The organism is Photorhabdus khanii NC19 (genome assembly GCF_000517265.1).
Classification (GTDB): Bacteria; Pseudomonadota; Gammaproteobacteria; order Enterobacterales; family Enterobacteriaceae; genus Photorhabdus; species Photorhabdus khanii.
The window spans coordinates 169,743-182,535 of the sequence record NZ_AYSJ01000004.1; the positions used below are offsets into that span (position 1 = coordinate 169,743).

Below are 12,793 nucleotides of genomic sequence, written 5' to 3' on the forward strand. Positions count from 1 at the left end.
GGGGTATTAACCACGACTCGCTCACCATCAGCTAATTCAGCCTGAACATAATCCACCAGTAAGTTAGAATTATGTTCCTGGTAATAGGCTCGCAACTGTTTATCTTTACGCTCAATTTCATTTGGCAAAAAACTATTTGCCCAGATTTGCCCATGCGGGTGAGGCTGAGAACACCCCATTGTTTCTCCTTTATTCTCAAATAATTGCACCCAGAGATACTCTTTACCCAGCATTTCAATTTGTTCATGCCAGGTATCAATTAATTGACGAATTTGTTCAACAGACAATTCAGGCAAGGTTTTACTGTGATCAGGAGAAAAACAGATCACGCGGCTTAGTCCCCGTACCCCTTGTGTTTTAAATAACAGGTGATGCGATTGTGGAATATCAGGCGAATCTGGCATTAAAGCCGAAAAATCATTATTGAAAACAAATGTTGCTTGATAAGCAGGATTTTGCTCACCAGAAATACGCACGTTTGATGGACAAAGGAAACATTGCTTATCATAGTTTGGGATATCGTCTATTAATGACTGCTCATCTTGCCCACTCCACGGCCGCTTCACCCGATGGGGAGAAACCAAAACCCATTGCCCGGTTAGAGGATTATAACGACGATGGGGATGTTCAATAGGGTTAAATTCAATCTTAGACATAACAGTCTCTACTTTTTTATATTTTTCAACATCATTTGTGAAAATATTTGTTAATACTTGGACTGACCGCAGTGTAACAATGGGCCTCAACACCAATCTGAGATATCAATCACGCAAATGTAAACGATTTCACCCAAAATACGAAAATGAATCAAATAGATCCCAAAGGAATTACATTAGTTTCATCCATGCTCGTTACTGACCACAGTTTTAACATAGCTGCTTATGCCATCATGATTATTCTCGCTGTGTTGTATGTTGCTTTCTGGTAATGAAATTGTCTCATGCAGAGTTGAGGTGATTTAACTGTATATCCTTAAGTTGGAATCGCCTCATCATCTTGGCTGATGTTGAATTTGTTAATTTTTTCGTTTAAATATCGATTAATTAATGCATTGAAATCCACTCAAATATTCAAATACTTTCCTACTGAAAATATTATCTAAGATTAAATATCCCTTTACATAGTTGATTAAATAGTTTAATTAATATAATGCTTTGACAAAGAGGGTTGTCCTTAGGTAAGGCAACCAATAATACAAGGAAGCAAAACATTTCACATTAAATGCTGTACTCTGGCATAAATATGATTTGTCATGAAATCGGTCACAAGCAATGACATAAACAGAAATCTTTAAATAACATATAATTGAGATTTAGATGGAATTGCATAATAAAGATAATACGATCTCGTCCGAGATAATAATCGCACAGAAGCTATTGAAAAATAGTAATGATTTATTTCCATTGACAAGTTTGCTTCTCCACACTATTGATATCCATTACATAATAATTACTGCCCGTTATTTACCTTGCAGAGAAGATGATATCAATGATGGCAACCTACAATACCTACTGAGCCCAATCTGTATCTTACAGACCAAATCATATCAAAACTTCATATGTTGGACTCATGGTTATGGATAGCTCAATTTCCTAAAGTCATTAACCAATAAGAGTAGAACAACTATAGACTTAGAGAGGTTTTATCTAATTATGAAATGGTTTTTAAAAGAAGCGCTTTATATTCACAATACTAAAGCAAATGACGAAGTCATAAATATCGGTGCAGGATTTGGTCCCACAGGCCTTCCTCATATAGGAACCCTATGTGAAATTATTCGGATCAATTTCGTTAAAACGGAATTAGAAAAACTTGGCCGCAAAGTCAATTTTTTCCTGGTATCAGACGATCTCGATCCTTTCAGGAAAGTACCAGCAAACGTTCCGTTACAAGAAGAATTAAAACTCTATCTTGGTAAACCTATTAACCAAGTACCTGATCCTTATGGTGAGTTCAATTCTTTTTCTGCGATGGCTGAAAATAAATTGATACAACTGGCTGAAAGATACAATATTAATTGTACTTTGATCAGCAATTCATTAGCTTATTCCAAAGGAGACTATAATAAACAACTTACTGAATTAATTAAAAACTACGATAAAATCAACACTATTTGTATGAATTCAACTGGGCCTTTAAGACAAAGGACATATAGCATTGTTATGCCTATATCTCCCATCACTGGAAATGTTATTGAACATATAAAGGTGACAAACGTTGATTGGAATAAGGGAGAAATGACTTATTTCATTCCTAGCAGCGAAGTGATAAATAAGCCTGGTTATGAATATGCCGTTGAGCTAAGTGAATTATACAAGTCTGAAGTTTTGGATGAAGAGCAAACAATTTCTGTCCTCAATGGTAACTGTAAACTCCAATGGAAAGCTGACTGGGCAATGCGATTGCTTTCCAGATCGATTGATTTTGAAATGCATGGTGAAGATCTAAGTGATTCAGCCAAAGTGGCCAAAGAAATCGCAGAAGCATTAAACGCCCCTATACCCAGATTATATAGATACGGGCTTTTTCTGGATGCAAATGGTAAAAAAATTTCTAAATCTAAAGGCAACGGATTTTCCTTATCTGATGCCGAGAATTTATTAAAAAAAAGAGCGATAGAGTGGTATCTGTCTAAAAAACCTCAACGGACATTAAAATTTCATATCGCACTTGCACCAAAACTCAATGACAGCACAGATGAGAAACAATCTGCATGCAATATAGGTTTCGCAAAGGCTGTTCGCATGTTATTTGCCTCTAAGCCTATTGATAAACTTTCAGCCAGAAAATTCTTACTTCTATATGCGAGAAAATCTCAATCTGAAATCACTGATGACGTTATTAATTACAGTTACAATTATCATAAAAAGACATTTAACTACGGATCTAATGGACTAAGTACCGAACATGAAAAACAATATATCTCCACGATAGCGGATAATTTGACGACTGGCTTTGCATGCAATGCCAGTGAACTACATAAATTTGCCATCGATATATTCATCAAATTATTCCCAGAAAGACAACCAAGTGAAGCATGGAATCTACTTAATCGAGCTTTGTTTGGAACTATTCACGGGCCCAAACTTAAAACCTGGTTTGATATTGTCGGGATCGAAGTTGCAACAAAACGTTTGCAAAATCCAATCCTTTCAATGGACACCCTACTTTCCGCAAAAAACCCGGCTATTGAACAACAAGAATTATTAACAAGAAATAATAAAGAGGATGATCAAATGGGCTCTTCTCTACTCTATGAAGATATCGATTTCGAAAGTGTGAAAAAAACCTGCCAATTATTCGCATATGCTTTAGTCGAAAAGAAAGATCATATTATTGAGGCATTATCTTCCTATCAATGTAAAAATGTTACAGAAGATGAAATTAAAAGATCGACAGATTTGCTTTTGAATATTGAGATGAACCAAAACTATTTTAAAAAGAAAATTTACGGAGTGACCTCATTTCTTCCGTTAAATCAGCCTATTTATGCATCTGTATGTTTTGGATTTATTCCCTCTATCATGTCAAAAGATGTTTGTATTCGACCACCGACAACCATGACCCCACATTACAAACGTTTCCTTAATGCAATAGATATCACACAATACTCACCTTCTTTATCGGTATCCTTTGCCGAGAAAGAAAATTTTCTTAGTGACCGGGTAAAAATTACAGATGCAGTGATTTTTACAGGAACACCCGAAAATGCACTAAAAGTTAGAAAACATTTTAAGAAAAAAACACTATTTATCCTCAATGGTGCTGGTCACAATCCTTTAATTGTTTCAGATGATGCAAATATAGAGAAGGCTGTCGAAAGTGCTAAAAGTATCGTTCTTTACAATCAAGGCCAAGATTGCGCTGGCCCTAACACCATATTAGTACATAGTAAAATATATAAGAATTTCAAAGAGCGGCTGTTGTCAGACCTGATCTTGCTTGAAAATAAAGTTGGCCCCTATAGTGTGAGAGAAAATATTGTCGGTCCCAACAGTGATATTGATCACACTATAAAAATTGCCAGTGTATTCAAGCAATATCGTCAGTTCTGTACATATGGCGGTGAAATCAACCCCATTAACGGTATGATTAAACCTACAGTATTTGAGAAGCCTATTTATCTTGGGGGGAATTATAAGGAATTTTTCGCGCCTGTATTTTTTCTTCAAGAATATAATACTGACTCCGACCTTCATCTTTACTTCTCAGACCCACAATACCCGAACAACGCTATGTACATCTCCTTATTTGGAACCAGTGATTATATTTCTCATCAACTGGATGAGAAATTACACCACAAAGAAAGCATCCTCCATAATACGGATCTCCATAGAGAAGAACGTGGTTTTCTTCCCTATGGTGGACAAGGCCCTGCGGCTTCATGTATTTTTTATGACGGTGAACGTTTTAATGGAAGCACTCTGCCACAAAGAGATATATACACTTACCTGGTAAACTCCATTTAAGAAAAATATATAATACATGTTAGATTCAGTGCGCAAATTCTGGCTATCCACTCAGTTATCGCCAGTATCACTAGACTAATCGGTCTGGCGTTCGGGTATTCCATCCTTGTTGTGGCACTGAAACTAACTGACTTTGAAGAGTAAAACGCAACTATTATTTCAATTTCACTTTTTCAAGCGCAGCAAAAATTTGCTGTTTATCCGAATCCTTTAAGTTATGTTGTTGAATATTTGCCATAAACATTTCCTTGTCAGAAACGTTTATCTTTTCTCCGTCTTTTAGCAGAACCGCAATTTGTTGGAGAATTTCAGTACTTAACCCACTAATTTTAATACGAACATCATCCAGCGGTTTTGGTTGCCAGCCATTTTCAGGAACTGACAACCAATCGGCCCGATAACGATATTGAATCGCCTTCGCAGCATCCATCTGGATTACAATAAATGGCCTGACTGACTCCCCGCTTAATCCAAAAGACTCGGCTTCACTTATTGATTTGGCAAGCACCTTATCTTCCTGAGCCATAACCTCAACAGGTAAATGGTTTTCGGCCTTGTATCCTGCCACATCTTTCATGTAAGAAAGACGCTGATTAATTAACTGGGCTACCGTCGTCTTTGTTTCCGTTGCTTGCACCGCCATTGAGGCCATTATGCTCACAATCAATGCTAAACCAGAAATCAAGCCAATTACCTTTGCTTTTTTTGACCGTTTCATTTTTTCACCTCGGAATTTATTCCAAACAACTAATCAACATGCTAAATGAATTATAGACTTATAATGTTGAAGTTGCTTTCGATAAGTATCAGATAAAAGCTCGATTTTTTTGATTCCTTCCACAGTGAGTTCATTGTTCAGCGACGAGCACTTTTCGGTCTAAAAGCAGCAACTACCTTATCATCGGTTTCGATATATGGGCCATCCAGCAATTGGATACAATACGGCACGCTGGCAAAAATGCCGGATACCAGAACATTGCTATTTTCGTCTTTCAAACCTTCCAACGTTTCTGCTATTGCTTTTGGTTGTCCTGGTAAGTTCAAAATAAGCGCCTGTTTGCGAATAACGCCAACTTGGCGGGATAGGATTGCGGTTGGAACAAATTTCAGGCTGATCTGGCGCATCTGTTCGCCATAGCCTGGCATTTCACGATCTGCAACCGCTAATGTTGCATCAGGAGTCACATCACGGCGTGCAGGGCCAGTTCCACCGGTAGTCAAAACCAGATGACAGCCGATTTCATCCACCAGCTCGCACAGGGTTTGTTCAATGATAATCTGCTCATCAGGGATCAGACGCGTTTCTATATTGAAAGGTGTTGTAATAGCACTTTTCAACCACTTTTCCAGTGCCGGAATCCCTTTGTCCTGATAAACACCGCTTGATGCACGATCAGAGACGGATACCAGGCCAATGCGCAATTCATTCATACAAACCTCAATAATACATAATTAACTAACAGCAAAAAGGCGGCTAATTATGCCGCCTTTAAAGCAAAAAGAATAGTTTATAACCTGTAATTACAGCAGCTCAGCGATCATCTTCTCAAGTTTTCCCTGATCTACAGCAAATTTACGGATGCCATCCGCCAGTTTTTCTGTAGCCATTGCATCCTGATGATGTTCCCAATAGAACTGAGCTTCATTCAGTGGCGCCGGGCGCGCTTTAATTTCACCGCTATAACCCAGCTTATATTCAACCTCACCCTGAGTTTCAGACAGCTCTTTCAGCAGCGCAGGTGCAATAGTTAAACGGTCACAACCCGCTAATTCCAAGATCTCACCGGAGTTACGGAAACTTGCGCCCATCACAACAGTGTCATAGCCATGTTCTTTATAATATTGATAGATTTCCGTCACAGAAACTACGCCCGGATCTTCGTGTGGAGCGTACTCTTTCTGATCGCTGTTCGCTTTATACCAATCGAGGATACGACCAACGAATGGAGAAATCAGGTAAACACCCGCTTCTGCACAAGCGCGGGCCTGAGCGAAAGAGAACAGCAGAGTCAGGTTACAGTTAATACCTTGTTTTTCTAACTGTTCAGCCGCACGGATACCTTGCCAGGTTGAAGCGAGTTTGATCAAAATACGATCATTGCTGATACCCGCCTCGTTATACAGCTTAATCAGGCGCTTAGCTTTAGCTACGCTACCTTCGGTGTCATAAGACAGACGGGCATCAACTTCTGTAGAGATACGGCCAGGGATCAGTTTCAGAATTTCCAGACCAATATTCACAGCCAGTTTATCGCTGGCATCCACAATCTGCTGCTCACGGGAATCACTTTGTTCACGCGCCCACGCAATGGCTTCATCAATGAGTTTGCGGTATTCAGGGATCTGTGCAGCGTTAAGGATCAGAGATGGGTTAGTTGTAGCATCTTGTGGCTGATAAAGTTTCATCGCCGCAATATCCCCGGTATCTGCTACTACTGTTGTCAGTTTACGCAGGGAAGTTAGTTTATCGGTCATTTTGTCATATCTCATCGTTATGCGTGAAATTAAGGCATTGTTACTGAGCCATCCATTGATGATAACACGGCAAGGCCTTGCTGCAAGGCGGTAAAAACGATCACTGACAGTTAGTTGGTTCGCAAATGTTTTCAAACAGTGTAAATAAAATGCCTCACAGTTTCCGTTATCGTTGTTATTATTCTTTTCACCTGAGTTTTTATTAAAGTAGCTCAATCTGAACAACCGGGACGATATTATGCTTATTACTATTTCACCAGCAAAAACCCTTGATTATGAAAGTCCGCTTGCCACGGAAAAATACAGTCAGCCAGAATTACTCGACCAATCAAAGCAGTTAATCAGTATCTGTCGAGAACTGACGCCTGCTCAAATTGCCAGCCTGATGGGTATCAGCGATAAACTTGCTGGTCTGAATGCAGCCCGTTTTGGTGAATGGCATGCTGATTTCACACCAGAAAATGCACGTCAGGCTATTCTGGCATTTAAAGGTGATGTTTATACCGGTATGCAAGCTGAAGTTTTTTCCGATAGGGATTTTGATTTTGCTCAGGATCATCTGCGGATCTTGTCCGGCCTTTACGGCGTGCTTCGTCCTTTGGATCTGATGCAACCTTACCGACTGGAAATGGGGATCAAACTGGAAAATAAACGCGGTAGAGATCTCTACTCTTTCTGGGGAGATCTGATCACGGAAAAGCTTAATGAAGCCCTGGCGCAGCAAGGCGATAATATATTGGTTAATCTGGCTTCCGATGAATACTTCAAATCCGTTAATACGAAAAAGTTAGCCGGTAAAATTATCAAACCCGTATTCCTTGATGAGAAAAACGGTAAATATAAAATCATCAGTTTTTATGCGAAAAAAGCCCGTGGACTGATGAGCCGGTTTATTATTCAAAATCAGCTAACCCAAACTGACCGTCTGGTGGAGTTTAATCTGGATGGCTATACCTTTGATGAGTCGTTATCCAAAGGGAACGAGCTGGTATTCAAACGCCCGGAACAACACTAAAACTTTTATCATTGATAAGAAAATAAACGCCGCATGATCTGTGCGGCGCTTATTTTCTTAATTACTCAGGTGCTCTTTCCAGCAGGAAAGCCCGCAATTCAGCAAAATTTGCGGGTAAGCAATGGGACAATAACGCTAAATCAGCCCGTTCTGCCAAAGCTTCAGGCAAGGGTAATTCCTCTCCCAAAATTTGCTCCACACTCTCTTTAAATTTCGCCGGATGAGCCGTACCGAGAAACAGCCCATACTCACCTTCCTGTAACTGATCACGCAGAACACGGTAAGCAATAGCAGCATGAGGCTCAGAGATATAACCCAGTTTAGCCAGCGCCTTAATCGTCTCTTTAGTCACTTCATCACTGACTACACCATGTCTCAATTCACTTAGCGGCCAGGATTTACGATAAAACAATTCTTCAATACGCGGCCAGTTGTTTGGCTGACTAACATCCATTGCATTGGAAAGCGTGGCAACTGTCTGATGAGGCACCCATTTTCCATCGGTCAGGTAACGTGGAACGGTATCGTTAACATTAGTCGCCGCAATAAAGCGTTTTACCGGCAACCCCATTGATTTCGCCAATAAACCCGCGGTCAAATCACCAAAATTCCCACTGGGTACAGAGATAACCAGTTGTCCACGTTTATCTTCTGGTAATTGAGCAACCGCCTCAAAGTAATAGCAAATTTGCGCCAACAAGCGGCTGATGTTAATTGAGTTAGCTGAATTGAGATACAGAGCCTGTTTTAATTCATTATCATCAAACGCCTGCTTAACCAGTGCCTGGCAATCATCAAAATCACCATCAATCGCTACCGTATGAATATTACCGCCCAATGTACAGAACAGTTTTTCTTGTAACGGGCTGATTTTTCCCTGCGGATAAAGGATAACCACCTGTACATTGTCCAACCCATAAAAAGCGTGTGCTACCGCTGCACCGGTATCGCCGGAAGTCGCTGTCAGGATAGTCACAGGCTGCTCACCAGCAACCTGTGCCAGCATTTGCGCCATAAAACGACCACCAAAATCTTTAAATGCCAGAGTCGGGCCGTGGAACAATTCCAGTGTTGCAACATCCTCTTCCACTTTTGCCACCGGTGCCGGGAAAGTAAAAGCGCTCTTAATCCGGACGGCTACGTGCTCTAGCGGAATCTCATCACCAATAAACGCCGAAAGAATATGGCTACTACGGGTAACAAAATCCAGTTTCAGTAGTTGATCAATTTCTTCACGGTTAAATTCAGGTAAATCTTGCGGGAAAAAAAGCCCTTGCTGTTTGCCTAATCCTTGCTTTATCGCCTGCGCAAAACTCACCTGCTCGCTATTGTCTTTTAAGTTATACAGTTTCATCTGTTCCGTTACCCTATCTGTCGTGCGCCTGCAAGATCCAGACGGCAAATGTGTACAAAACCTTCATCATTCTGAACATAATGCTGTTGCAGCCACTGCGCCATTTTCTCCGCGGTAGTCATATCATTACAAATGGAAAACAACGTCGGGCCGGAACCAGAAATACCACAGGTCAACGCACCTATCGCTTTTGCTGCCTCACGGGCCTCGGTAAAACCCGGGAGCAGTTGCGTCCGATACGGTTCAGCAACCACATCTTTCATCAATCTGGCTGCCAATTCTGGCTGCCGTGTATGGCAAGCATGAATAAAACCAGCCAGAAAACGTCCGTGGTCGATAACATCCTGTTTCGAATATTTTGCCGGTAAAATGGCTCTGGCTTCCGCAGTGGAAACGTTGATTCCCGGATAGACCATCACCCATAGCCACTCATCAAATGACGGTACCGGCTGACAGATAATGTCCTCCTGTTCCATAATCAATTGCAAACCACCAAGGTAGCATGGAGCGACATTATCATAGTGAATGCTGCCGGAAATACGCCCTTCCAGTTGCCCCATCATTTCCAGTAATTGGTGTTCACTGAATGGGTGCCCCGTAAATTCGTTCAGCGCCATCAAGCCCGCCACAACCGAACACGCGCTGGAGCCAAGACCAGAACCAATTGGCATATTCTTTTCCAGCGTCATTTCCACGGGTAATTGTTTACCTAAATGCTGGCAAAACAGCTGCCAGCACTGATACACAATATTGTACTCCGGCTCCGCAGGTAACTTTCCGACAAACCGTCCTTCATTACGCAAGCTAAAACTCTCCGCAACCCGGACAGTAACACAGTCACCTAATAAAGTACCATCAACAGGAGAGACCGCTGCTCCCAGCACATCAAACCCAACACTGACATTCCCGATAGATGCGGGCGCATAGACTTTAACCACAATTAAACTCCCTGTTTCCAAGATAAAGTACGCAACATATCTGCGAAAACACCTGCGGCAGTGACATCATTACCTGCCCCGTAACCCCGCAGTACCAACGGTATTGGTTGGTAGTAACGCGTATAGAATGCCAGCGCATTTTCGCCATTTTTAACTTTATAAAGCGGATCATTACCATCCACCGCGGAGATTTTCACTCTGCACCGGCCATTTTCAATCATACCAACATAGCGCAACACTTTTCCTTGTTCCTTCGCTTCTGCCACACGCTGGCTGAAAACTTGATCAAGAAAGGGCAAATGTTCAAGGAAAGTATCCACACTACCGCTACTATCAAAAGAGGCTGGCAGCACAGGCTCCACATCAATATCCCCCAGTTCAAGTTCATAACCTGATTCACGAGCAAGGATCAATAGCTTACGGGCAACATCCATACCGGAGAGATCATCACGAGGATCCGGTTCGGTATAGCCTTTCTCTTTCGCCAGTAAAGTCGCCTGAGATAATGACATCCCTTCATCCAACATACCAAAAATGAAAGAGAGAGAACCGGAAAGAATACCATTGAACTGCACCAGTTCATCACCCGCGTTAAGCAGGTTTTGTAAGTTCTCAATAACCGGCAAACCCGCACCCACATTGGTGTCATACAAAAATTTACGTTTAGATTTCTCTGCTGCCTTACGGATCTGACGATAATAAGCCATTGACGAAGTATTGGCTTTTTTATTCGGCGTTACCACGTTGAAACCATCACTCAGGAAACTGGCATATTGGTCAGCAATTTGCTGACTGGAGGTACAATCGACTATCACCGGATTAAGCAAATGATACTCTTTCTCCAGGCGAATTAGACGGCTTAGGCTAAATGGCTCTTTGGCCTCAGATAAACATTGCTGCCAGTTATCAAGACAAATACCTCTCATATCCGTCAGCATAGCTCGTGAATTGGCGATACCACATACCCGTAAATCAATGTGCTTTTGTTTCAGCCAGGTTTGCTGACGACGGATCTGCTCAAGTAAAACACTGCCAACACCACCAACACCAACAACAAAGAGCTCGATCACCTGATCGGTATTAAATAACATCTGATGACACAGACGAACCGCTGTCGTTGCCATTTCATTGTCGATAACCGCAGAGATAGAACGTTCAGACGATCCCTGTGCGATGGCGACGATATTGATATTACCGCGAGCCAGTGCGGAGAAGAAACGGGCAGAGATGCCACGTAAGGTACGCATACCATCACCCACAACAGAGATAATGGAAAGATTTTCCATCACATCCAGAGGATCAAGAACACCCTCTTTCAGCTCGAGATAGAATTCCTCACTCAACGCCTGACGAGCACGTTCCAATTCACGTTGAGGGACACAGAAGCTGATGCTGTATTCTGAAGATGACTGAGTAATCAGCACGACAGAAATCCCTTTACGGGACATAACAGCAAATACCCTTGCGGCCATACCAACCATCCCTTTCATACCGGGGCCTGATACGTTGATCATTGCCATATTGCTCAGGTTGGTAATCCCTTTCACCGGCGTACTTTCATCTTTCTGTCCGTCACCAATAAGTGTTCCCGGTGCCTCTGGATTGGCTGTATTTTTAATCAAACAAGGGATCTGGAATTGGGCAATCGGGGCAATAGTCCGTGGATGAAGCACTTTAGCACCGAAATAAGAGAGTTCCATCGCTTCCTGATAGGACATGCCTTTTAATAGCCGAGCATCCGGTACAACTCTGGGATCACAGGTATAAACGCCATCCACATCCGTCCAGATTTCGCAGCATTCAGCCCGCAAACAAGCAGCCAAAACAGCAGCAGAATAGTCAGAACCATTCCGACCCAGAACAACCAACTCCCCTTTATCATTGCCGGCAGTAAATCCAGCCATCAGGACAATATGGTCATCAGGAATATTCAGAGAAGAAATACGCTTGGTAGACTCATTAATATCTACTGTAGATTCAAGGTAATGACCTTGTGCCAATAGATTTTTTACCGGATCAATCACCGTGACTTTGTGACCACGTGCCTGCAATACAGACGCCATGATTGCGATAGAGAGTTTTTCACCACGACAAATCAGTGAAGCGTTAATACTGTCCGGGCATTGACCCAATAATGAAATACCATGCAGAACCTGTTTCAATTGAGCAAATTCTTGCTCCACCACCATTTTTAACCGCTCATAATCAAAACCAGGTTGTGCTTGCACTAACCCCTGCAATAAATCAGCAAAGATCCGCTCTGCATCGTGCATATGGGTAATAACATCTTGCCCAACCACCGTTTTTTCGATCATCGCCACTAAATGGTTGGTAATTTTTGCCGGGGCAGAAAGCACTAACGCAACCCCTCCCTGAGAAAGTTTTTTCTCTGCAATATCGGCGACGCTCTGCACACGCTGGCAATTAGCGACCGAAGTTCCTCCAAATTTAAGCACTCGCATTAACATTTTTCTCCTGATTTCACGCCAAAAAAAAGCCCGCATCTGATTTGGATGCGGGCTTTTCTCTCTATCTTAATATA

Annotated in this window: 9 protein-coding genes and 1 other annotated feature (1 of these 10 running past the window's edge); of the genes, 2 read left to right on the forward strand and 7 right to left on the reverse strand. The window is 41.8% G+C overall.

Annotated features, from left to right (window positions below; all coding sequences use genetic code 11):
- On the reverse strand, positions 1-656 hold a 656-nt coding region (gene galT, locus PTE_RS05190; RefSeq protein WP_036843858.1), incomplete at its 3' end, for a galactose-1-phosphate uridylyltransferase.
- A gap of 996 nt (positions 657-1,652) precedes the next feature.
- Here galT and PTE_RS05195 point away from each other — a divergent pair.
- Positions 1,653-4,469 (forward strand): aldehyde dehydrogenase family protein, encoded by a 2,817-nt coding sequence (locus PTE_RS05195; RefSeq protein WP_051477188.1) that lies wholly within the window; start codon positions 1,653-1,655, stop codon positions 4,467-4,469.
- 154 nt (positions 4,470-4,623) lie between these two features.
- On the opposite strand, the gene PTE_RS05200 is transcribed toward PTE_RS05195, so the two are convergent.
- The 3 genes from PTE_RS05200 to tal all read right to left on the reverse strand — a co-directional run bounded on the left by PTE_RS05200 (position 4,624) and on the right by tal (position 6,944).
- Complete coding sequence (locus PTE_RS05200) at positions 4,624-5,187, reverse strand: chorismate mutase (RefSeq protein WP_036843859.1); 564 nt, start codon at positions 5,185-5,187, stop codon at positions 4,624-4,626.
- A gap of 137 nt (positions 5,188-5,324) precedes the next feature.
- Positions 5,325-5,900, reverse strand: coding sequence for a molybdopterin adenylyltransferase (gene mog / locus PTE_RS05205; protein ID WP_036843861.1), 576 nt, complete (start codon positions 5,898-5,900; stop codon positions 5,325-5,327).
- A 90-nt stretch (positions 5,901-5,990) separates the two neighbouring features.
- Positions 5,991-6,944 (reverse strand): transaldolase, encoded by a 954-nt coding sequence (tal, locus tag PTE_RS05210; RefSeq protein ID WP_036844282.1) that lies wholly within the window; start codon positions 6,942-6,944, stop codon positions 5,991-5,993.
- Positions 6,945-7,182: 238 nt separating this feature from the next.
- On the opposite strand from tal, the gene yaaA reads away from it, so the two are divergent.
- Positions 7,183-7,959 carry a peroxide stress protein YaaA gene (yaaA, locus tag PTE_RS05215; RefSeq protein WP_036843862.1) on the forward strand — a complete coding sequence of 259 codons (777 nt, stop codon included), beginning with the start codon at positions 7,183-7,185 and terminating at the stop codon, positions 7,957-7,959.
- A 61-nt stretch (positions 7,960-8,020) separates the two neighbouring features.
- Here yaaA and thrC read toward each other — a convergent pair whose 3' ends face one another.
- From thrC to thrA, 3 genes are read right to left on the reverse strand one after another with little or no spacing between them, the layout of a single operon-like run.
- Entirely contained in the window at positions 8,021-9,313 is a 1,293-nt protein-coding gene (gene thrC / locus PTE_RS05220) for a threonine synthase (RefSeq protein ID WP_036843864.1), read from the reverse strand.
- Positions 9,314-9,321: 8 nt separating this feature from the next.
- Positions 9,322-10,272, reverse strand: a complete 951-nt coding sequence (gene thrB, locus PTE_RS05225) for a homoserine kinase (protein WP_071992943.1) — start codon at positions 10,270-10,272, stop codon at positions 9,322-9,324.
- Positions 10,254-12,713 (reverse strand): bifunctional aspartate kinase/homoserine dehydrogenase I, encoded by a 2,460-nt coding sequence (gene thrA, locus PTE_RS05230; protein ID WP_036844284.1) that lies wholly within the window; start codon positions 12,711-12,713, stop codon positions 10,254-10,256. The genes thrB and thrA overlap by 19 nt, the downstream gene beginning before the upstream one ends.
- 25 nt (positions 12,714-12,738) lie before the next feature.
- Positions 12,739-12,793 (reverse strand) — a sequence feature (Thr leader region); it runs 66 nt beyond the window's last position.